Source organism: Paenibacillus sp. FJAT-27812, from assembly GCF_001273905.1.
Taxonomy (GTDB): domain Bacteria; phylum Bacillota; class Bacilli; order Paenibacillales; family Paenibacillaceae; genus Pristimantibacillus.
This window is the reverse complement of record NZ_LIGH01000001.1, coordinates 190,764-211,566: the sequence shown is the minus strand read 5'-3', so window position 1 is coordinate 211,566 and position 20,803 is coordinate 190,764. Positions and strand designations below refer to the sequence as shown.

At 48.2% G+C, this 20,803-nt stretch carries 21 protein-coding genes; 18 read left to right on the top strand and 3 right to left on the bottom strand.

What is annotated here, in order from left to right; translation table 11 throughout:
• The first annotated feature begins 15 nt into the window (after window positions 1-15).
• The 6 genes from ADU23_RS00940 to sda all read left to right on the top strand — a co-directional run bounded on the left by ADU23_RS00940 (window position 16) and on the right by sda (window position 4,744).
• Window positions 16-858, top strand: a complete 843-nt coding sequence (locus ADU23_RS00940) for a carbohydrate ABC transporter permease (RefSeq protein WP_053372024.1) — start codon at window positions 16-18, stop codon at window positions 856-858.
• Window positions 859-914: 56 nt separating this feature from the next.
• Window positions 915-2,267 (top strand): ABC transporter substrate-binding protein, encoded by a 1,353-nt coding sequence (locus tag ADU23_RS00935; protein WP_053372023.1) that lies wholly within the window; start codon window positions 915-917, stop codon window positions 2,265-2,267.
• 14 nt (window positions 2,268-2,281) lie between these two features.
• Entirely contained in the window at window positions 2,282-3,076 is a 795-nt protein-coding gene (locus tag ADU23_RS00930) for an HAD family hydrolase (RefSeq protein WP_053372022.1), read from the top strand.
• Window positions 3,066-3,407, top strand: coding sequence for a DMT family transporter (locus ADU23_RS32590; RefSeq protein WP_053372021.1), 342 nt, complete (start codon window positions 3,066-3,068; stop codon window positions 3,405-3,407). Before ADU23_RS00930 ends, ADU23_RS32590 begins: the two co-directional genes overlap by 11 nt.
• A 24-nt stretch (window positions 3,408-3,431) precedes the next feature.
• The gene (locus ADU23_RS00920) at window positions 3,432-4,268 is read left to right on the top strand and encodes a metallophosphoesterase family protein (RefSeq protein ID WP_053372020.1); all 837 of its coding nucleotides are present in this window, start codon (window positions 3,432-3,434) and stop codon (window positions 4,266-4,268) included.
• Between the two features lie 332 nt (window positions 4,269-4,600).
• Entirely contained in the window at window positions 4,601-4,744 is a 144-nt protein-coding gene (gene sda, locus ADU23_RS00915; protein WP_053372019.1) for a sporulation histidine kinase inhibitor Sda, read from the top strand.
• A gap of 32 nt (window positions 4,745-4,776) precedes the next feature.
• Here the strand turns inward: sda and ADU23_RS00910 are convergent, their stop codons facing one another.
• Together ADU23_RS00910 and ADU23_RS00905 are read right to left on the bottom strand one after the other, a co-directional pair.
• Complete coding sequence (locus ADU23_RS00910; RefSeq protein ID WP_053372018.1) at window positions 4,777-5,016, bottom strand: hypothetical protein; 240 nt, start codon at window positions 5,014-5,016, stop codon at window positions 4,777-4,779.
• 115 nt (window positions 5,017-5,131) lie between these two features.
• A complete protein-coding gene (locus ADU23_RS00905; protein ID WP_269433051.1) occupies window positions 5,132-6,133 on the bottom strand; it encodes an NAD(P)/FAD-dependent oxidoreductase in 1,002 nt (333 codons plus the stop codon).
• 332 nt (window positions 6,134-6,465) lie between these two features.
• Between ADU23_RS00905 and ADU23_RS00900 the strand changes: the two genes are divergently transcribed.
• The 10 genes from ADU23_RS00900 (at window position 6,466) to ADU23_RS00855 (ending at window position 17,913) form a co-directional block, all read left to right on the top strand.
• Window positions 6,466-7,659 carry an NAD(P)/FAD-dependent oxidoreductase gene (locus ADU23_RS00900; protein WP_053372017.1) on the top strand — a complete coding sequence of 398 codons (1,194 nt, stop codon included), beginning with the start codon at window positions 6,466-6,468 and terminating at the stop codon, window positions 7,657-7,659.
• Entirely contained in the window at window positions 7,659-7,922 is a 264-nt protein-coding gene (locus ADU23_RS00895) for a hypothetical protein (RefSeq protein WP_053372016.1), read from the top strand. The genes ADU23_RS00900 and ADU23_RS00895 overlap by 1 nt, the downstream gene beginning before the upstream one ends.
• Window positions 7,923-8,015: 93 nt before the next feature.
• Window positions 8,016-10,109: a BglG family transcription antiterminator gene (locus ADU23_RS00890; protein ID WP_053372015.1), complete on the top strand. Its 2,094-nt coding sequence runs from the start codon at window positions 8,016-8,018 to the stop codon at window positions 10,107-10,109.
• Window positions 10,106-10,405 carry a PTS sugar transporter subunit IIB gene (locus ADU23_RS00885; protein ID WP_053372014.1) on the top strand — a complete coding sequence of 100 codons (300 nt, stop codon included), beginning with the start codon at window positions 10,106-10,108 and terminating at the stop codon, window positions 10,403-10,405. The genes ADU23_RS00890 and ADU23_RS00885 overlap by 4 nt, the downstream gene beginning before the upstream one ends.
• Window positions 10,406-10,416: 11 nt before the next feature.
• Window positions 10,417-11,682 (top strand): PTS ascorbate transporter subunit IIC, encoded by a 1,266-nt coding sequence (locus ADU23_RS00880; RefSeq protein ID WP_053372013.1) that lies wholly within the window; start codon window positions 10,417-10,419, stop codon window positions 11,680-11,682.
• A 148-nt stretch (window positions 11,683-11,830) separates the two neighbouring features.
• Entirely contained in the window at window positions 11,831-12,895 is a 1,065-nt protein-coding gene (locus tag ADU23_RS00875; RefSeq protein ID WP_053372012.1) for an ABC transporter substrate-binding protein, read from the top strand.
• A gap of 38 nt (window positions 12,896-12,933) precedes the next feature.
• Entirely contained in the window at window positions 12,934-14,607 is a 1,674-nt protein-coding gene (locus ADU23_RS00870; RefSeq protein ID WP_053372011.1) for an ABC transporter permease, read from the top strand.
• On the top strand, window positions 14,591-15,652 hold the full coding sequence (locus ADU23_RS00865; RefSeq protein ID WP_053372010.1) for an ABC transporter ATP-binding protein: 1,062 nt from the start codon (window positions 14,591-14,593) through the stop codon (window positions 15,650-15,652). The genes ADU23_RS00870 and ADU23_RS00865 overlap by 17 nt, the downstream gene beginning before the upstream one ends.
• Before the next feature lie 35 nt (window positions 15,653-15,687).
• A complete protein-coding gene (locus tag ADU23_RS00860) occupies window positions 15,688-16,701 on the top strand; it encodes an ABC transporter substrate-binding protein (RefSeq protein WP_063845922.1) in 1,014 nt (337 codons plus the stop codon).
• Between the two features lie 228 nt (window positions 16,702-16,929).
• Window positions 16,930-17,913 carry a phosphotransferase family protein gene (locus ADU23_RS00855; protein WP_082310948.1) on the top strand — a complete coding sequence of 328 codons (984 nt, stop codon included), beginning with the start codon at window positions 16,930-16,932 and terminating at the stop codon, window positions 17,911-17,913.
• Window positions 17,914-17,958: 45 nt separating this feature from the next.
• Here the strand turns inward: ADU23_RS00855 and hemQ are convergent, their stop codons facing one another.
• On the bottom strand, window positions 17,959-18,705 hold the full coding sequence (gene hemQ / locus ADU23_RS00850; RefSeq protein WP_053372009.1) for a hydrogen peroxide-dependent heme synthase: 747 nt from the start codon (window positions 18,703-18,705) through the stop codon (window positions 17,959-17,961).
• Between the two features lie 163 nt (window positions 18,706-18,868).
• Between hemQ and ADU23_RS00845 the strand changes: the two genes are divergently transcribed.
• Together ADU23_RS00845 and ADU23_RS00840 are read left to right on the top strand one after the other, a co-directional pair.
• Window positions 18,869-19,159 (top strand): YuiB family protein, encoded by a 291-nt coding sequence (locus ADU23_RS00845; protein ID WP_053372008.1) that lies wholly within the window; start codon window positions 18,869-18,871, stop codon window positions 19,157-19,159.
• A gap of 105 nt (window positions 19,160-19,264) precedes the next feature.
• Window positions 19,265-20,800 (top strand): helicase DnaB, encoded by a 1,536-nt coding sequence (locus ADU23_RS00840; RefSeq protein ID WP_053372007.1) that lies wholly within the window; start codon window positions 19,265-19,267, stop codon window positions 20,798-20,800.
• Window positions 20,801-20,803: the final 3 nt, after the last annotated feature.

The following is a 20,803-nucleotide window of genomic DNA, read 5'->3' as shown; positions in this document are numbered from 1 at the left end:
AGGAGAACTATCGCTATGCCAGCAAATTATGTTTTACGGCGCACCATAAGGCATTTGTTTCTGATGCTGTGCAGTGCCGTTATGGCATTTCCATTCTATTGGATGATCACAAGCGCACTCAAAACAAATGATGAAATATGGCAATTTCCGCCCACCTTTTGGCCAAGCTCCCCGCAATGGGACAACTTTCTCGCAGCGTGGCTGGAAGCGCCGTTCTGGCGTTATTTAACGAATAGCATCATTGTCGCTTCCGTTATCGTACTGCTTCAGGCATTAAATTCGGCGATGATGGCCTATGCCTTGACACATATGCGATTTCGGCTAAAAAAAGCGATAACGGCGGTCATCATGCTTGGTTACATGATTCCGAGCACGGCGGTGTACTTGCCGAGCTATATGATTTTGGCAAAGCTGAATCTGTTGGACTCGTACGCCGGACTCATCGTATCGAATTGCGTCAGCGTATTTTCAATCTTTTTGATTAGGCAAGCCTTTTTGCAGGTGTCTCATGAGCTGGTAGAAGCAGGGCAAATCGATGGTGCGTCGCATATGAGGATATTGTGGTCGATTCTTGTCCCCGTTACGCGCTCCTCGTTCATCGTGCTCGCTCTTATTACGTTCATTGATCATTATAATAACTATTTCTGGCCTATGCTGATTACCAAAAATCCCGACCTGCAGCTTGTTTCAGCCGGCCTAAGAAGCTTCTTCGTGGAAGGAGGAGCATATGGCTTGAAATGGCCGCTCATTATGGCGGCAAGCTCATATACGATTGTACCGCTGCTCGTGCTGTTTTTATTTGCGCAGAAGACGATTATGAAAAGCTTCAACATGTCGGCAGGCGTTAACAAAGGGTAATCCAATCTCACTATTGCTTATTGCTTTACACAAATAGAGTGGAGGAATCAATAACAATGTTGAAAATGAAGCAAGGTTTAGCTCTAATGATGGTGTTAAGCTTCGCCGTACTGGCAGCTTGCGGACAAAATGCAGGCAAAACAAACGGAAACGCAAATAGCGGTGCAGGCACGAACGCAACTGCTGATCCGACCGAGGCCCCAACTCCTAAGGAGCCAATAACGATCGAGTTCTGGTATGGCCTTGGCGGCAAGCTTGGCGACACAATGAAAGAAAAGATCGAGTTATTCAACGGCTCGCAGGACGAGGTAATTGTAAAAGGAATCGCCCAAGCCGATTATTCTGAAACAGAACAGAAGCTGCAGGCTGCGATTGCGGCAAAGCAGCCTCCGGCTGCCGTTCTTTCCTCCAATATGAACTGGGCTCAAAAAGGATTATTCGCCGATATGAGCGATTTGATTGCGGCTGATACTGCTTTTAACAAAGAAGACTTTGTACAAACGTTCCTTGAGCAAGGAAGGCTGGATGGCAAGCAATTTTTCCTTCCGATGTACGGCACGACGCAGGTCATGTATTACCGCAAGGACGCGCTTGAGAAAAACGGACTTACGCCTGAGGATTTCAAAACATGGGAAGGCTTAGCGGCTGCCGCATCCAAGATGACGGTCAAAGCTGGCGGCAAAACAAGTTTTTATGGCTGGGAACCGATGTGGGGCAGGGAAAATATGATGGATGCCGTATTTAGTAAGGGCGGCAAAGTGCTAAGCGATGACGGCAAAACCGTTACTATCGATTCTCCGGAATGGATTGAGACGTGGGAGCTGTTCCGCAAATGGATTCATGAAGATCAAATTATGGCGATCCACTCCGGCGGTCAAGGCTGGGAGTATTGGTACAAAACGATCGACGATGTTATGAAAGGCCAAGCGGCTGGCTACATTGGCTCAAGCGGCGACCAAGGCGATCTGGATTTCAACATCGTATCCGCAATGGAACAGCCGGGCTGGGAAGGCGTAGGCGCAGGGAAACCGGTAGCAAGCGCAATTATGGCAGGTATTCCGGCAGGCGTGAGCGACGAGCAGAAGGCGGCTGCATACAAATGGCTGACGTTCTTCTCGGAAACAAAAAATACAGCTTCATGGTCCATTGGGACAGGTTATATCGCCGTTCGTTCATCCGCGCTTGAGGATGCGGAATATAAAGCGTTCAGCGAGAAAAATCCGCAAATCAAAGTGCCGCTCATGCAGGCTGCGCATGCATCAGCGCCGTTCCAGGATCCAACTGGCGGCAAAATAAACGATGCGCTCAAGATTGCGGCCGATAAAGTGCAAATTGGAAATGTTTCTGCCGAGAAAGCGTTAAAAGAAGCGAAGGAAACGGCACAGAAGGAGCTAGACAGATTAAAATAGGAGCGATGAACAATATGCCTGACTTAATGATAAACAATCGAGCATACAAGGTGACAGGCATCTTGTTCGATAAAGATGGGACCCTGCTTGATTTTATCGCGACGTGGGGGAGCTGGAGCAAGAACGTATTTAACGAGCTTGAGCAGCAATTGAAGGGGCGAGGGATTTCCTTGCATCCCGATCTCATCCCGTCACTTTGGGGTACGAAGCATGGCGAAGACGGCACCATTATCGATTATGACCGGAACGGCCCGCTTGCGATGGGGACGATGCAGGACCTGTATGCCGTGCTTGCTTGGCAGCTATACACGAAGGGCCTGTCATGGGCAGAAGCGATGGAGCTCGTTCAATACTGCAAGAAACATGCGGATAGGGAGCTGGAGCGCTTGCGCCCAGCTCGTCCTCTTCCGGGAAGCGTTGATTTTCTAAAAAGCTGCAAAGCGTTTGGCATTAAGCTTGGCGTCGTTACCGCAGATGAAACTGAGGCTGCAAATCAGCACTTGGAGTGGCTTGGCATCAGGCCTTATTTTGATCTTGTTATCGGAAATGATCTAGTAGAGCGAGGCAAGCCTTTCCCTGATATGTTTCAGCTCGCATGCCGGAAGCTGGCAATAGACTGCTCTGAAGCAGCGATTATTGGCGACACCAATGGGGATATGCGGATGGGCGTTGCGGCTGGAGCCGCTGTAACGGTTGGTATCGCTGACGCAGCTATGGGCAGCAGCGCGCATCTGCTCCTTCCGGATGCCAAGGAAGTCATAAGTCATTATTCGCAGCTAAAAATCAGGAGCCAAGCGCATGAAGACTGAGATGGGCTGGGGCTGGACTTTTCTGCTGCTGGCGATCGTGCTTGAGCTGTCAGGAACCGTCTCAATGAAATATTCAGCGGGCTTCTCGCGATTTTGGCCGTCAGTGCTTATGTTTATCTTTTATGGCGCCAGCTTTACGATGCTGAACTTCGCGCTCTCCTACATGAATGTGAGCGTTGCGTACGCGATCTGGTCGGGCATCGGCATCATCCTGATTACGATGGTTAGCTTTATTATTTTTCATGAGAAACTGCCTATTTCCTCCCTGCTATGGATCGCTGTAATCGTAGTTGGAGTTGTAGGCTTGAATATGAGTGTGAAAAGCCATTAAGCCTTAGGAAGAAAGGATGAGAAAATGATGCAGCCCCCAATCATTAGCTTTCAGGTTATAACGGATACCCATATTAATGCCGAGCAAGATCATCTTTATAATAAGCATTTGGCGCAAGCGCTGCTTGACATCGCCGCTCATTCGTCCAATAGCGTAGGCGTTATGCATGTTGGCGATGTGACGGATCATGGACTGCGCGCCGAGTATGCGGAATTTGTTCGCATATGGGAAGCCAGCAAGGCTGGACTGCCGGATATTCATTTTACAATCGGCAATCATGATTTATTTCTTGGCGAATGGAGCAGCCAGCTCCAGCTTTATGAATCGTATACAGGCATGAAAGGCGCTTATTACGATAAATGGCTGGAGGGCTATCATTTTATATTTCTTGGCTCAGAGCAAGGCGGCTTAAAGGACTTTGCTTATTTGACGGAGGAGCAGCTCTCATGGCTTGACCAGAAGCTTGGCGAGGATGCATCCCCATCAAAACCTGTATTTTTGTTTCTGCATCAGCCGCTGAAGGATACGGTTGCCGGGTCGCTCGAAGGGCAAGGCTGGCATGGCGTGATTCAGGATGAAGAGTTGAAGGCAATTCTAACCAAACATCCTCAAACGATTATGTTTAACGGCCATACGCATTGGGAGCTGGAAGCGGGTCATGCTTGTTTTGAAGGAAACGGCGAGACCGCAACCATTTTTAACGCGGCATCCGTTGCTTATTTATGGACGAATGAGGATGTCTACAAAGAGGGCAGCCAAGGCTATTACGTTGACGTTTACGAGGATAAGGTTGTTGTGCGCGGACGAGACTTTATGAATTCCTCGTGGCTCGATAAAGCGTGTTACGAAGTGAACTTATGAGCGTAGCTTAATAGAGAACAGCCCCGCTTGGGGCTTTTTTTATGCGAATAACAATAGGCTTGTGAGGAAAATAGGGATTAGCGTTAATATATTCCATTAATAGATTCATAGAATGTGATTAAAGTTTTTTATTGAATTTGTGTAAAATTCGCCTGTGGATAACTCTATCCACATTATCCACCCTGATATTGCTCGTTGTTCGTAGGGTATGCACACGCTGTGCACACCGTATCCACAACATCTTGTGAATAACTAGGCCTGTTGTCCTTCTAAGTAGTGCCATGCTACTATGATTAAGGAATAACCAAAGGATGGAAGAAAGGGTGTGTAGTATGGAGCTACTGTCTGACGAAATGTTAGTAGACACTTATTATGCAGCTATTCAATTTGAATTAGAGCAAGAATTTATTCGAATGTTAGCTATCGAAATGAAGCGCAGGCGCCTTAATCCGGATGCCGTCAAAATTACCGCTTAGCACCTGACGTAACTTTTGCCCCTTCAACATGATTACCATTCCGTAACCGAAATTTCGGTTGTTTGCTTGCAGGTCGAGCAATATAGAAGATGCTTGCAGGAAGAAGAATCCTGCATCCGCACATCGCTTAACAGCGGCTCGCCTTCGATTTGCTCGTAGGGAGCATAAGGACCTGTCAGATCAGTTAAACGACCGCAATCTACAATTGCGCCAGCGCAAGAGGAGCAGCGTTCATGCAGAGATTGAATTCCGTTGCAAACCGGACAAAACATAAGGGTATCCTCCTTGGCACACCATGCATATGTATGCGATAGGTGTTTGAAATGAATGAGCCAAGATTAGGATACCCTTATGTTATTTTTTTAAATGCATGTTAAATGGAGGGCATTAGAGCTTCATGTTGCTGCTATGGCCAGGCGATAGCTTCGCGCTTGGATCAACATACACCTTCGCATTGTTAATGGCAGTCGGAGCCTCTCCAAAGCCTACGGCGATAAGCTTCAGCTTCCCTGGATAGGTCGTCACGTCGCCCGCTGCGAATATGCCTGAAATATTTGTTTCCATCCGAGTATCCACGACAATGGAGCCGCCTTGAATATCGATACCCCACTCAGCTATCGGCCCCAGAGACGAGATGAAGCCAAAGTTAACGATGACGGCGTCCACATCCAGCTCGGTCGTTTCTGCTGTTTTAATATCCGTTAACGTAACCTTAGTAATGCTCTCTTCACCATGAAGCGCAGTAATTTCTTTTGGCGTAACCACGTTTACACTCGATTTCATGAGGTTCTCCACGCTGTGCTCATGCGCCCTGAATTTATCGCGGCGATGGATCAGCGTAACGCTCTCAGCAATAGGCTCGAGCATAAGCGACCAATCCACAGCCGAATCGCCGCCACCGCTAATCAGCACCTTCTGCCCCTTAAACCGCTGTAAATCGCCTACAAAATAATGAAGGTTTTTTTTCTCGAAGCGAGCAGCCTCCGGCAGTTCCAAACGCCGTGGCTCAAATGCGCCCACTCCAGCCGTAATAATAATCGCTTTGGCATAATGATTGGTTTTGTCAGTTATAATTTCAAAGAGGCGCTCATCGTGCTTGATGACGCTGGTTACCTTCTCCTCCAGGCAAATCTCCGGTTTGAAATGATCGATCTGCTCCTTAAGCCGATCAACCAGCTCTTGAGCCGTAACCTTTGGAAATCCAGCAACGTCGTAAATATATTTTTCAGGGTAAAGCGCGGCGAGCTGGCCGCCGAGCTGGGGCATGCTTTCGATGAGTTTGACAGACGCTTGGCGCATGCCGCCATAGAAAGCTGCGAACATTCCGGTAGGGCCGCCTCCGATGATAATAATATCGACGGGGTTTACGGATATTAAGGGGTTAGACAATGTAGCCACCTCCACTTTTTAAGCTTTACGGTTTTTATTATAAACTTTCACAGATGAAGAAGGAAATGATTAATTTGTATAGAGTTCTAAACAATTTCGTACATTTTGCCCTTGAACTTTTACTGAAAACTATGTAAAATTTCTGATGTATGTATGCACGGAACTGGTTGCTGAAAGTAACGAAAACTGTTGCTCAATCGCAGGCGATTCATTGATAAAAACGCTTTAAATAGAACACACTGAACTTACAATTATAATTTTTCGGTTTAGCTTGTGTAATTTTTCACAAAGTACAAATACAAAGATAAATCAGGAATGGATGGGATTAAACGATGAGCAACATACCTAAAATCGTTATTCTTGGCGCAGGGTACGGCGGCGTTTTAACCGCGCTTCGTTTGCAAAAAGAATTAAACTACAATGAAGCTGACGTTACATTAGTCAATAAACATGACTACCACTATATTACGACGCATCTGCATATGCCGGCAGCAGGCACGGACAATCCGGAAAATGCCCGTGTGAGCATCTCTAAACTGATTGACGAATTTAAAATCGATTTCGTAAAATCGACAGTCGTTCAAATTCGTCCGCAAGATAAAAAAGTTATACTCGAGGACGGCACGCTGTCTTACGATTATTTGGTTATCGGCCTTGGCGGCGAGCCTGAGACTTTCGGCATTCCGGGTCTTGGCGAGCATGCCATGAATATCCGCAGCATTAACTCGGTTCGTTTGATCCGTGAACATATTGAATACCAATTTGCCCGTTACAAACGCGAGCCACACCGTACGGATTATTTGACGTTTGTAGTTGGCGGCGCAGGCTTCACAGGCATCGAGTTTGTCGGCGAGCTATCCGACCGCATCCCTGAGCTGTGCAAGCAATTCGACGTTGATCCGGGGCTAGTGAAAATTTACAACATCGAAGCGGCTCCAACGGCGCTTCCTGGCTTTGATCCCGAGCTGGTTGAATACGGCATGGACGTATTGACGAAGAAGGGCGTTACGTTCCGCATTGGCACAGCAATCAAAGAATGCTCGCCGGAGGGCGTAGTTGTAGGCGAAGGCGAAGAAATCAAATCGGCTACTGTCATTTGGACCGGCGGTATCCGCGGTAACCGCCTTATTGAAGAGGCAGGCTTCGAGACGATGCGCGGCCGCGTGAAGGTTGACGAATTCCTTCGTGTACCTGGCAACGATAACATCTACATCGTTGGCGATAACTCGCTAATGTTCAATCCAGAAGGCCGTCCATACCCGCCAACTGCCCAAATCGCCATGCAGCAAGGCGTCGTTTGCGCGCATAACCTTGTCGCTTCGATTCGCAATCAGCCGCCGAAGGGCTTCACGTTCAGCAACAAAGGAACGGTAGCATCGCTTGGCAAAGGCGAGGCAATCGGCATCGCATTCGGCAAAAAATATAAAGGACGCGTAGCCGCTTGGTTGAAGAAAGCGATCGATCTGCGTTACCTGTTCATCATTGGCGGCATTCCGCTCGTTCTGCGTAAAGGGAAATTTCTATAATGCGTCACTGCAGCGTTCAAGTTCGCGGCTTGTTGACGAGAGATGAACTAGACCGTTACAACGCCTTGATGGAGGTCGGTTCCTTCTTGGAATCGCAAACGCGGTACGACTTGGCCTACACGGTGCAGAAGGAAGTGGATTTGCTCATTCAGCCGGCCATCGAGCGGCTGAAGGACAAAGGCAGAGAGCGCGATCGCGCTACGCAAGAGTATTTGGAAGCAAAGCGCCTTGGCCTCAATGATGATGAGGAAGATGAGGATTAATGAATGAAGGCTTTCGGAGAGCAGCAAGCAATTGCTGCTTGCCGGGAGCCTTTTGTGCTATCATGATGAAATCAAAGACAAAAGGTGACGACGATGATTACAAGCAGACAGCAGCGCATACTAAAACAGCTTATGGAAGCAGACGATTATTTAGCCTTACAACAGCTCATTGACGAATACGGCATATCTGACCGTACGGTGCGTCATGATTTGCTCCAACTGGAGGATTGGCTCCGGGATCATCATGTCGTGCTGGAGAGGCATCGCACGAAGGGCGTACGGCTGAATCACGAGCCGGAGCAGCTGCAAATGCTGAAGGACAAAATCCGCCAGAGGCCGGTCTTCATGGATGCGAAGCAGCGGATCACGCTGTTGTTAAAGCTATTGCTGCAAGAAAATCAAATTACGATGAACACGATCATGGAAGATTACAGCATAAGCAAGAGCACGCTGCTCGTAGATCTGCAAGAGATTAAAGAATGGCTTATGCAGCGCAAAATCGAATTTGTCAAACAAAAGGGCAGCTTGTCTGTAGCAGGAAGCGAACAGTCGAAGCGCAGCGCTTACCTAGAGCTGCTTCGAGCGGAAATTACGGAGGACAAGCTGCTGCGTTACATGTTTGATCGCAAAGAGATGCAGGAGCAGCCAGTATCCGCTTTGAATATATGGTTTAAGGTTGATGATGTGAAAGTTATTTTCGACGCGATACAGAAGCTGGAGCAAGCGATGAACATCCAATTTGCTGATGCGGGTTATATAACGGTTACGCTTCATATTTTGATGGCCATGGAGCGCATCAAGCATCATCATTCCATTGACATTGATCAGAAATTGCTGCAGGAGCTTGAAGGGACAGATGTGTTCCGGCTAGTCGAGAAGCATGTCATTCCGCTCATCGAGCAGCATTTTCAAGTCGAGCTGCCTCATTCTGAGATTGGGTACATTACCCAGCATATGCTGGGTGCCCAGAAGCAGCAGCTGTCTACGAAGGACACGGTTTTCGTCAAGCTGGCGAAAGAAATTATCGAGAGGACGGAGAAGGAGTCCGGCTACAGGCTGCAATTAGCTGAGCAGGTCATTCAAGGGCTATCCATTCATCTGAAGCCGGCGGTTTACAGGGCGAAGTTTAATTTGCAGTCGAAAAATCCGCTTCTCGGGCAGCTGCAGCAGCAATACGGTTCTTTGATGAAAATATTGGAGCGCGTAGTGAATGAAGTCATGAGCAGCATATCCATTGCGTTTGACCAAAATGAAATCGGGTATATTATGCTGCACGTGGCGAGCGGCATCGCCCCGCATTTGACCCATTCCAACAAAAGGGTCATTATCGTTTGCGGCTCGGGCATCGGTACATCTGCTATAATAAAGCGGAGACTCTCATATATTTTTCCGCAGTTAGAGGTTGTGAGGACCTGCTCTTACAAGGATTCCGTATTGCTGACTCCCTCCGAAACGGATGCCGTTTTATCGACCATAGATATTGGACATGCGATAGCAGTCCCGTGGCTGAAGGTGTCTCCGTTGCTCGCTGCGAAGGATCAACAAACGATCGCGAATTTTTTTGGGATTACGTACCGTGCGGAAACCGTAACCGCTATGGCCATACAATCCGTTAATGATATTATGAGTATTGTAGAGCGGAATGCGGTTGTCACTAACCGCAACAAGCTGTTGGAGGAGCTGCTATTGCTGCTTCAAGGAGGGGGCATACGCGAGGATTCAGCCAACGTGGCACCCTTATTGACCGAGCTGCTGCCCAAAGCGTCCATCCATTTGCAGCTGGATACGACAAGCTGGGAAACAGCTGTCCGTTTTGGCAGCCGGTTGTTGATGGCTAGAGGGGCATCTGGTCTTCCATACGAGCAGAAGCTGATCGATATGATCCATTTGAATAAACATTCTTTTTTGATTCAACAAGGCATCTATTTTCCGCATGCCTATATGCCGGAGGATGTGTCGCAAACCGCTTTCAGTCTAGTTACGTTTAAAGAGCCTATTTTGTTTGGCCCTTCAGAGCATCCGGTATGGCTAATGATTACGCTAGCTGCGGTTGATAAAGAAAAGCATATCACGGCATTAAGCACCCTTCTGGATTTGCTCAACGATACAAGCTTTATCAGTTACTTAAAGACGGCCGGCGATTCTAGCGATTTATGGGAACGGTTACAAAACGAGGAGGCTCAATGAGACAAATTGTAGTCGCTTGTAATAGCGGGCTTGGGACAAGCTTAATGATACGATTAAATATTGAAGCAATCGTTGCCGAATTGAACGTTAACGTCTCTGTCGTGCATACCGATTTGTCATCCTTAATGACGCATCGACCGCAGCTCATCGTCTGCTCGTCGTTCATTGTTGATTCAATCGAGGATGCCGGGGATATTGAAATTATTGGGCTCGATGATATTATGAATCGTCAGTATGTGAAGCAAGAATTAATGAAGAGCACCGTTTTTCAGCATTGGCTATCTGAAACAGAATAAGGTGAGTGAACATGAACGTCTCACAATGGTTTAATAATGGCTTGTTCGGAGAGCCTGCACTCATGCTTGGATTAATTGCGTTTACCGGGCTTTTCCTGCAAAAGCAGCCGGTTCAAAAGCTGCTCAGCGGCACGATAAAAACGATGATCGGTTTTAAGCTCATGCAGATCGGAGCGAGTGAGACGGGCTCATCCTTGTCCAATCTATCCGCTGTGATCCAAAACAGCTTTCAAATTATCGGCATTATTCCGCACAATGAAACGATAACCGCAATGACGCAAATCAACTATGGCAAAGAGATGGCCGTTATTTTGCTTATCGGCATGATTGTCCATTTGGTAATTGCCAGATTTACGCCGATCAAATATATTTTTCTGTCCGGCCATCATATGTTATTTATGGCTGCGCTGCTTGCAGGCTTATTGGTGTCGAGCGCCATGGATACCTGGCAGACGATGCTTATCGGAGGAATTGTTTTGGCGGGAAGCATGTCTACCGCTCCTTTGCTGTCGCAGCGTTATGTCAGAAGGGTAATAGGCGGGGACCAGTTTGCGATCGGACATTTCAACAGCTTCGGTTATTTAATTGCCGGTTTCGTCGGTTCGCTGCTGAAACCGAAGAAGCAGCAGGAGAAGCCGCTCAAGAAAACGAAGCTGACCGTGCTGTTTCAGGATCATATGGTCGTCATCTTCGGCTTTACTTTCATCCTGTTTGCGATAGCCAGCGTTTTCTCTCCGCAGGGCAGCATTGAGAGCATGTTCGCCGGACGGCATTTCATCATCGTATCGATCATACAAGCAACATGGTTTGCGGGCGGCTGCTACATCGTGCTGGCTGGTGTTCGCATGATGCTTGCCGAGATCGTGCCTGCGTTCAAAGGGATTGCTGACCGGATCGTGCCGGGGGCGATTCCTGCACTCGATTGCCCGGTGTTATACAGCTATGCGCCTGTAGCGGCTGTTACTGGCTTCCTCCTTAGCTTTGCCGGCGGGCTCGGCGCCATGACGATGATGATGCAGCTGCAATATACCGTAATAATTCCGGGCATTATACCGAATTTTTTTTCAGGCGGGGCTGCCGGGGTTATCGCTTATCAAATGGGCGGCAAAAGAGGGCTCGTGGTCGCGTCGCTCATACATGGGTTTATTTTAACTTTGCTGCCTGTATTTCTAGTTCCGTTGCTGACCAATCTCGGTTATTTGAGAACGACGTTTGCCGACAGTGATTTCTCTATCGTGGGCGTTATCGTCAACAGCCTGCTAAAATGGTTTTTATAAGTTTAGATACCTGGCGCAAGGGCTCCGAGAGGAGTCCTTTTTTTTATTGTTTTTTTGCCGAACGAAACGGCAAAACGTTGATCTAACGCTATTGTAAGCGGAACCAATATAATCAGACTTGTACAAACAAACAGGGAGGTCGTAACAAATGAAAAAAAGTTGGATCGGCAAATTAGCAATGGTTGCGCTGGCAGCGACAATGTTCGTGGGCTGCAGCTCGAATGGGGATGCAGGCAAGGCAGCCAATAACGGCGGGGAGCCGGCAACGGCTAAGCCGCAAGGAAAGCTGACGGTTTACATCGGATTCCAAGAGGATCATGCCGTTAAAGCGATTGAGCAATTTACGAAGGATACGGGCATTCAAGCAGAGATGATCAGGATGTCGGCTGGCGAGATTCTGGCAAAGGTACGCGCCGAGAAGGATAACCCGCAAGCAAGCGTATGGTACGGCGGCCCTGCGGATACTTTTGTACAAGCTGTAACGGAGGATTTGCTAGAGCCTTACGTTTCACCGGTATCGGAGAAAATCGATGCGAAATATAAAGATGCCAACGGTTATTGGACAGGCGTATATGTGGGGGCGGTAGGCTTCGCGTCCAACAAGGAGTTTTTGGAGAAGAAAGGGCTGAAAGCACCGACAAAATGGTCCGATCTGCTGGAGCCAAAGCTCAAAGGGGAAATCGTAATGGCGTCTCCTGCGTCATCGGGAACAGCTTATACGGCGATTTACAGCATTTTAAAAGTGTTTGGCGATGAAGAGAAGGGCTTCGATTATTTAAAACAGCTTCATCCGCAGGTACAGCAGTATACGACAAGCGGAGCAGCTCCGGGCCGCATGGTCGGAATGGGCGAAGCGGGAGTCGGCATCTTGTTCGCGCATGACATTATTAAGTACCAAGAAGAAGGCTTCGACAATCTCGTATTGTCCTTCCCGGAAGACGGAACAGGCTATGAGACGGGCTCGATCGGCATTATCAAAAACTCGAAAAACCAAGATCTTGCCAAAGCCTTCGTAGACTGGGCGCTGTCGCCTGCCGCGCAAGAGATCGGCAAAACAGTGGGCAGCTTCCAAAACATTACGAACAAAGATGCGGTTGGACCTGAGCAAGCCGTCGACATGAGCAAAATCAATTTGATCGATTATGACATTGCAGAGGCTGGCTCGCAGCGTCAACGCATTATTGATAAATGGAATTCGGATGTCAGCAAATAAGAAGCGGCAATCCATCATCCTGAGAGGAGAGAGCTTGTATGAGCGCAATGTTTAAAAGATTTAAGCGCGAGCCGCTCCTGCCGATTTTAATCGTGTTGGTTTCGCTCAGTTTAATCGTTTTTATCGTATTTCCTTTATTTCAAATACTGAAATCAAGCTTTGCAGGGAACGATGGGCGATTCGGGATGGAGGGCTATGAAAGGGTGTTGTCAGGCGGGGGGCTATTCCGCTCCCTGACCAACTCTTTGTTGTTGGCCGCGATTTCGGCTACTCTGTCTACCGCAATTGCATACATGTTTGCTTATACATTTGCATATGTGAACGTTCCTTTTAAACGGTTATTTAATGCGATTGCGATACTGCCGGTCATCTCACCGCCATTTGTAATCGCGCTTTCCGCCATGCTTTTGCTGGGCAAGCAAGGATTAATAACGAAACATTTGTTAGGGCTTGAAAATGCAAATATTTATGGTCTGCATGGTCTGGTGCTTGTTCAAACGTTATCCTTTTTCCCTATCGCCTTTCTTACGTTATCTGGCTTGCTACGTTCGATCAGCCCTTCGCTTGAAGAAGCGAGTCAAAATATGGGTGCCGGCAAATGGAAAACGTTCGTTTCCGTTACGCTGCCGCTCTCCATTCCGGGTATCGCAAACGCGTTTTTGCTCGTATTCGTGCAATCGCTTGCCGATTTCGGAAACCCGATGACGATCGGAGGCAATTATTCGACGGTTGCCCGTGAAATCTATTTGCAGGCAGTCGGCAGCTATAATATGCAGGCAGGCGCAGCATTAGCGATGCTTCTGCTGACGATCACGATTATTATTTATATTTTGCAAAACTTCTGGGTCGGCAAAAAAAGCTATGTGACTGTGACCGGCAAACCAACCGGTGCGCGGCGAATGATCGATTCCGGCCCCATCAAAAATGTACTGTTTATAATCTGCATGATTATTACGGTTGTCGTCATTGCTTTCTATGCCCTTGTGCCGGTCGGATCCTTTATTAAGCTCTGGGGGATCAACAACAGCTTTACGCTTGACCATTACAAATATGTGCTGACACTCGGCGAGAAAGCGATTAAGGACACGCTTAAATTAGCTTTGATCGCGACGCCAATCGCTGGTTTGCTAGGCATGATATTCGCCTATTTAATCGTGCGCAAACGGTTCGCCGGCAAGAAGGCGCTCGAGGCGATAAGCATGTTATCGATCGCAGTTCCGGGTACCGTTATCGGTATTGGCTATATTTTAGCCTTTAACAAGGCACCGCTGGCACTAACGGGAACAGGCATCATCATCGTCGCCGCTTTCGTAGTCCGTGCCATGCCGGTAGGCATTCGATCAGGCGTTGCAGCCTTGCAGCAAATTGATCCGAGCATCGAGGAAGCGGCAACCAATTTGGGGGCAGGCCAGACGAAGGTATTTACGAGCATCGTATTGCCGTTAATCAAATCCGCTTTTTTCAGCGGCCTCGTGAACAGCTTCGTCAAAAGCATGACGGCAATGAGCGCGGTCATCTTTCTAATATCGGCAAAATACAACCTGATTACGGCGTCCATCATGGCTCAGGTGGAAGCAGGGCGTATCGGCGCTGCCAGCGCCTACTGTACGATTCTAATCATCATTATGGTAGCGGCGCTGCTTCTGTTGAACTTATTGGTAAATTGGCTCAGCGGCTCGAATAGGAGGAAACAATATGGCAAAAACAGTTAGTCTAAAGGATATTTGCAAAGCATACGGCACGGATCAAGGAAAATCGAAATATGCGGTTGAAAATGTCAATCTTGAAATCGAGGCCGGACAATTCGTTACGCTGCTTGGCCCATCCGGCTGCGGCAAAACGACGACGCTTCGCATGGTCGCAGGCTTTGAGGAAATTTCCGAGGGAGCTATTTATTTTGGCGACGAGAAAGTAAACGATATTCCTCCTAATCAGCGTGACTGCACGATGGTATTCCAATCCTATGCCTTATTCCCTCACATGAACATTTTTGATAATATTGCTTATGGCCTGCGCATCAAAAAGCTGTCCAAGGACATGATTTTATCGAAGGTGAACAGCGTACTGGATATTATGAATCTGGGCGATTATAAAGAGCGCATGCCTTCTCAGTTGTCCGGCGGCCAGCAGCAGCGCGTTGCACTCGCTCGTGCGCTTGTCATGGAGCCGGGGGTGCTCTTGTTCGATGAGCCATTGTCTAATCTGGATGCAAAGCTTAGACTAGTCATGCGAGATGAGATACGGAGAATTCAGCAGCAAATCAGCATCACCGCCATTTATGTCACCCATGACCAGAGCGAAGCGATGAGCATGAGCGATTTAATCATCGTGATGAATAAAGGAAAAATCGAGCAGTACGGCAGTCCAATGGACATTTATCAAAGGCCAAAAACGAAGTTTGTAGCCGATTTTATCGGTACGGCAAACTTTATTGAAGGAACCGTAAAAGCAGCGGAAGCGGATCATATCGTAGTTAGCACCGCTTCAGGCCAGTTAAAGGTGTACCGTACCGGCTTTAAGGAAAATGATAAAGTTACGGTCGTTATTCGTCCCGAGGCCGTATCGTTAACAAGAGGGAAAACGCATGTAGGCACCGTCCAAAAAAGCGTATTTATGGGACGTTCCCAGGAATATGAGGTTGAATACGACGGGCAGCTCATTCAAATTTCCGAACATAATCCGGTTCAAGAGGATGTGTTCCGGGAAGGCGAATCGGTGTCGCTTCAATTTGCGGAGCATTCCTTGCATGTCATTTAAATAATGGAGTCAAAAAGAAAGAGGGTGCTGGCAAAATGGTACGAATGATAAGAATCGCTCTTCTGCTTGCCGTCCTCTCCCTCTTTCTTGCTTCTTGCAGCATCAAATCGTCAGGTACGCTCGTTATTTATGCAGGATTGTACGAGGATCATGCGATAAGAGCGATTGAAACCTTCCAGAAGGAAACGGGGATAAAGGTTTCCTACATCAGGCTGTCCGCGGGAGAGGTGCTTGAGCGCATACGCAAGGAGAAGGATCATCCGGCAGCCAGCGTATGGTTCGGCGGGACAGCAGATACGTTCGTGCAAGCGAAGCAGGAAGGGCTGCTAATGCCCTATGAATCGATTAATGCGCGAATGATTGATCCCGAATACAAGGACCCGGAAGGCTACTGGACAGGCATTTATATTGGCTCGATCGCCTTTATTTCAAACAAATCATGGCTGCAGCAGACCGGGCTTAGCGCTCCCCAGTCATGGGAAGATCTGCTGAAGCCCGAATACCGCAGCATGATTGCCATGGGGTCGCCGAATTCATCGGGAACGGGCTATACGGTGCTGGCAACGATCATACAGCTGTTCGGCGAGGAGAAAGGTTTCGAGTACTTTAAGAAGCTGAACGCGTTAAGCCCCATTTACACGAATTCCGGAAGCATATCCGGGCGTGCCGCCGGGATGGGAGATGCGGGAACGGCGATCGCTTTTTCGCATGATGCCATTAAGTTTTACAAGGAAGGCTTTCAAAGCATCGTTATTTCGTTTCCGAAGGAAGGAACAGGGTACGAAATCGGCGGGGTTGGAATCATTAAGAATGGCCCGAACATGGAGGAAGCGCGTAAATTCGTAGATTGGTCGCTGACGAAGCAAGCGCAGGAGATTGGCAAGCAAGTCGGCAATTACCAATTGCTCACGAATAAGGATGCTAAACCTCCCGAGGAAGCGATTTCTCTACAGTCGATAAACGTCATCTCCTATGACATGAACTGGGCGGGAAGCAACCGGGAACGGCTAATTACGAAGTGGAAGAAAGAAGTCTTGCAGAAGAAATGACGATGGACAAGGAGCGCTCAGCCAGCTGGGTGCTCTTTGTCGTATACGATGCTAAGCCAACAAAAAAAGCACCCGGAAACACGCTCCAGCTGCTAGAATTCGTATCGCTATTTTTATAAAGAACTCATTCAACATCATAACAAACGGCAAAGAAACAGTCTATACTTTTTTTGGTTTTTTTTCTATGATTGGGTAGCCGGCAAAACAATAGAATTGGAGTGCTTACCCATGAAATACAATTGTCATTTGGATTTGTTTGATTTGCAGCAATACGTAAAGCATGCGCTTGGGGCCGGTTATGTTGTGAGTCGCGTGGAAAACAGGTTTGGCGGTGCCCAAAAGGTTGTTTATAAGGTGGCATGCACCAACCATTTTGTTTGCATGCTGTATGTTTGGGATCTGTCCAAAAACTATTTTCAACAAGAAATAGAAGCGGAACTGATCAATAAGCAGTCGTATGGCTGCGATTTATTTGAAAGCAACCAAGCGTTCCTCTCTCGGAACGGGATTCGAACGCCTCAAGTCCTTTATTTGAATAAGGAAAGAGATCGTTATCCATTTGATTTTGCGCTAGTTGAGTATATAGATGGGCTGGATGCCGCACATTACTTGGATGCGGAGACGGCTGTGCAAGAGAAGGTTTTCGGGCGATTAGGGACAATGCTGACAAAGATGCACAGCTTGGAGAGGGATGCGTTCGGAAAAATAAACGACAGCAGCAGAGCCGGGAAATGCCACACGCTGGAGCTGGAAAATGCGAAGGAGCAGCTGGCGTACGCGGTTAACCATATTAGCGCTTTGCAGGTTAATCATGGCAAGCTTATCGATAAACTAAATGAGCTTGAAGCTGCTATCGAGCCTAGAGCGCGGTATAGCTTTATTCATGGAGAGCTGGGTCCTGACCATGTAATTGTGAATGATAAGCTGGAGCCTTATTTAGTTGATATCGAAGGAAGCATGTACTACGACGTGGAGTATGAGCATAGCTTTCTGGAGTTTCGGTTTGGCGACGCCTATTCCTATTTGGATAACGCCCGCCTTGATCGCAGCCGAATGCTGTTTTACAAGTTTTATCACCATATCTCATGTGCCTCTGGCGGATTGAAGCTGCTTCATCGCGGCTTTCCCAATCGGGGGCTGGCTGAAATGATCGTCGAGCATAATTACAGGAGTGCATTAAAATTTATCGAAATAAGCGAGGGCGACCTGTAAAAAAAAGTCCAAGCCTCTTGAACTAGAGGCTTGGACTTTTTTAGCTTACAGTTGAAGCAATGCTGCGAACTTCTCGCTGCCCAGCAGGTTGCCGACATAAAATTCGCCGAAATCCGCGTAACGCGCGCTCACCTCATCAAAGCGCATTTCATAAATCAGCTTTTTAAATTGAAGCGCATCGTCTGCGAACAGCGTAACGCCCCATTCCCAATTGTCGAAGCCGACAGAGCCGGTAATGATTTGTTTCACTTTGCCCGCGTATTGACGTCCGATCATGCCGTGGCTGCGCATAAGCGTTTTGCGCTCGTCCATGCTGAGCATGTACCAGTTATCTTGGCCGTCGCGGCGTTTATTCATCGGGTAGAAGCAAATGTGATTTGCTTTCGGAAGCGTAGGCTTCAATCTAGCGATGATATCCGGGTTTTGCATCGGATCCGAGCCAGGCTGTGCCATGTAGTTGCTAAGCTCTACTATGCTTACATAGGAATGCACCGGGTAGGTGAAGCTTGCGAACGTCGTTTTGTTGAACGCCGTCTCGATTGCGTTTAGGTCCTCGAGCGTCTCGCGCAAATGCATAAATACGAAGTCAGCCTTTTGGCCAACGATTGAATATACAGCGGTGCTGCCTTGTTTATTTTCCTCTACAGAAGCCCATTGCTTCAAAAAGGATTGCAGCTCGTCGAGCGCGCGGCTGCGCTCGCTCTCGTCCGCTAGGCGCCAAGCGGTCCAATCGATGCTGCGGAAATCATGCAGCGCGTACCAGCCTTCTAATGTTTGTGCTGCTTCACTCATTGAATAATGCCCCTTTCAAGCTCCATAATGATGCTGCAATCATTGTATCGTAATGAGGGCAGGCTGAGCAAATGGCGGTCTTGTGACATTTGTCCGCAGCTAATTGACTTCCACCTAGCCATTAATTAAACTAATAAACGAGAGTCTGAGGGGGGAAGTTTGGATGCTTCAATTGTTTATAGCGACAGTGTTGTTTTTAGTTATGATGTTCGGCATTGGCTTTATTCTGAATATGTTGTTAAAAACAACGTGGTTTCCGATATATTTATTTATTCTCGTTTTGATCCCGCTTGGCATTTGGGCGCCATGGGACAAGTCAGCGACAGCGACGATAGAGAACTTTGCCCATTACACGATTTTTGACTACATACCGGTTATAGGAGCGCTGATTGGCGCTTACGTAAGCGGATGGGCGATTCAAGCGCTGCGCAAGGGCGGCTACAAAATGTTTTAATCCAAAAATCCCTCATTCGGGGGATTTTTCTATTTTTCGACACGTCCGAAGCAGTCTGTTTTATGCTAAAATGATAGGATGAAAGCAAGGGATGGAGCTGATGCTATGCGCATCAATAATATATTGCAGTACACGGAACATCATCGGTATTACATATTTCGTGATTTTTCGTTGAGCAGCTTGGACTATAAAATGCTTTCGCTTATCTATCAGCCGATGATCGGCGCGTTTGCGATTGCCTTTTACCAGCAGCTTTATCACGGAATCGCGGAAGGTACATCCGGATATTCTTCTATAGAACCGCAGCGAAAGCTATTTCTTGGGCTTGGGCTGGAAATGAACGAGCGCAGCCGCAAGCATCTGATCGAGCAGGCATCGAAGCTTGAAGCAGTTGGCCTGCTGCAGACCTCGCGGCTAGGCTTACCCGAAAATGCGGATGTTATTTATGAATACGAGCTTGCGCAGCCGCTGTCGCCGGCAGAGTTTTTTCGCAATATGCATCTAACGATGCTGCTCCGCGACAAAATCGGCAAATATGCCGTTATCTCGCTCCGCGAGTCGTTTGGCGCAAGCGAGCCGGATGAGCTGGCAGGCGCGCAATTAACGAAAGAAAACATATCGGTGCCGTTTTACGAGCTGTTTAAGCTTAATATGCAGTCGGTAGACAACGAGCTTGAGCAAGCGCTGACGGAGGTTGCGCCGTCGCGCCAAGCCGCTGCGAGAGCGCCGCAGGCGACAGCCGGCATTCCCTACGGGGAAATTATTTTGCGATTCCCTCGCAATTCGGCGAACCGCCGTTTTGTGGAACGTCTGCGCAGCGATGAGGAACAGCTGTCGCAGGTGAACTATGTCGCCTACAAATATAGCTTAGAGGTAGTAGATATATGCCGCTTGCTTGATGAGGACGGTATTTTTGGAGAGAGCGGCGAGCTGCAGGTCGATGAGCTTCAGCTGCGCGCCAATCAGCTTTACCGTCAGGACAAGAAGCGTGAGGGCGAGCGCCAGCGCACGCTGTCACGCACCCAAGTGATCGCAGCCGAGGAACCCGCTGATTCGGATGAATTAACGGAGGAATACGAAGTGCAGGAGCAGCATTATTTGCAGGTTCCGAACCAGCTGCTTGGCCGCTGCGATGTGCAGCAATACAATATGCTTATGAGAAATGAACCGCATACGCGGTTTTTGCAGCGCTTTTTTCCAGGGGCGGTGCCGGATTGGATCGAGCGGGTATTTGAGCGAATCGACCTTAATTATAAGCTGGCAGGACCGGTTATTAATGTACTCATCCATTATGTTATAGGCGCGAATGACGCCCAGCGCGTCACGAAGACGTTTTTGGACGCAGTCGCTTCGAATATGCTCGTTAAACAAATCGATACGTTCGAGAAGGCTGTATTATATGTACGTGAGCAAGCGCAGGTGGAGCAGGACAAGGAGCGGCGCAAGGAAGCGGCAGCAAGCTTTGCCGGAGGAGGCTACAGCGGCTCCAAGAGCGGCGCGCGCAGCGCAGGCAACAGTCGCGGAACTTCGCGCAAGCCATCGATTCCTATCGTGCAGGAAGGGCAGTCCGCATCGACGGTGTCGGCAGACGAGCTTGAAGAGCTGCGCAAGCTGGCGCGGAAGCTGGACGGCAAATCATAGAAA

Excerpts from the sequence above, each read along its gene's own strand:
- ADU23_RS00895 (WP_053372016.1), top strand. The coding sequence starts at position 7,659 with ATGCGTCACTGCAGCGTTCAAGTTCGCGGCTTGTTGACGAGAGATGAA.
- ADU23_RS00890 (WP_053372015.1), top strand. The coding sequence starts at position 8,016 with ATGATTACAAGCAGACAGCAGCGCATACTAAAACAGCTTATGGAAGCA.
- ADU23_RS00900 (WP_053372017.1), top strand. The coding sequence starts at position 6,466 with ATGAGCAACATACCTAAAATCGTTATTCTTGGCGCAGGGTACGGCGGC.
- sda (WP_053372019.1), top strand. The coding sequence starts at position 4,601 with ATGGAGCTACTGTCTGACGAAATGTTAGTAGACACTTATTATGCAGCT.
- ADU23_RS00930 (WP_053372022.1), top strand. The coding sequence starts at position 2,282 with ATGCCTGACTTAATGATAAACAATCGAGCATACAAGGTGACAGGCATC.
- ADU23_RS32590 (WP_053372021.1), top strand. The coding sequence starts at position 3,066 with ATGAAGACTGAGATGGGCTGGGGCTGGACTTTTCTGCTGCTGGCGATC.
- ADU23_RS00860 (WP_063845922.1), top strand. The coding sequence starts at position 15,688 with ATGGTACGAATGATAAGAATCGCTCTTCTGCTTGCCGTCCTCTCCCTC.
- ADU23_RS00910 (WP_053372018.1), bottom strand. The coding sequence starts at position 5,016 with ATGTTTTGTCCGGTTTGCAACGGAATTCAATCTCTGCATGAACGCTGC.
- ADU23_RS00940 (WP_053372024.1), top strand. The coding sequence starts at position 16 with ATGCCAGCAAATTATGTTTTACGGCGCACCATAAGGCATTTGTTTCTG.
- ADU23_RS00855 (WP_082310948.1), top strand. The coding sequence starts at position 16,930 with ATGAAATACAATTGTCATTTGGATTTGTTTGATTTGCAGCAATACGTA.
- hemQ (WP_053372009.1), bottom strand. The coding sequence starts at position 18,705 with ATGAGTGAAGCAGCACAAACATTAGAAGGCTGGTACGCGCTGCATGAT.
- ADU23_RS00845 (WP_053372008.1), top strand. The coding sequence starts at position 18,869 with ATGCTTCAATTGTTTATAGCGACAGTGTTGTTTTTAGTTATGATGTTC.
- ADU23_RS00885 (WP_053372014.1), top strand. The coding sequence starts at position 10,106 with ATGAGACAAATTGTAGTCGCTTGTAATAGCGGGCTTGGGACAAGCTTA.
- ADU23_RS00870 (WP_053372011.1), top strand. The coding sequence starts at position 12,934 with ATGAGCGCAATGTTTAAAAGATTTAAGCGCGAGCCGCTCCTGCCGATT.
- ADU23_RS00880 (WP_053372013.1), top strand. The coding sequence starts at position 10,417 with ATGAACGTCTCACAATGGTTTAATAATGGCTTGTTCGGAGAGCCTGCA.
- ADU23_RS00840 (WP_053372007.1), top strand. The coding sequence starts at position 19,265 with ATGCGCATCAATAATATATTGCAGTACACGGAACATCATCGGTATTAC.
- ADU23_RS00920 (WP_053372020.1), top strand. The coding sequence starts at position 3,432 with ATGATGCAGCCCCCAATCATTAGCTTTCAGGTTATAACGGATACCCAT.
- ADU23_RS00865 (WP_053372010.1), top strand. The coding sequence starts at position 14,591 with ATGGCAAAAACAGTTAGTCTAAAGGATATTTGCAAAGCATACGGCACG.
- ADU23_RS00935 (WP_053372023.1), top strand. The coding sequence starts at position 915 with ATGTTGAAAATGAAGCAAGGTTTAGCTCTAATGATGGTGTTAAGCTTC.
- ADU23_RS00875 (WP_053372012.1), top strand. The coding sequence starts at position 11,831 with ATGAAAAAAAGTTGGATCGGCAAATTAGCAATGGTTGCGCTGGCAGCG.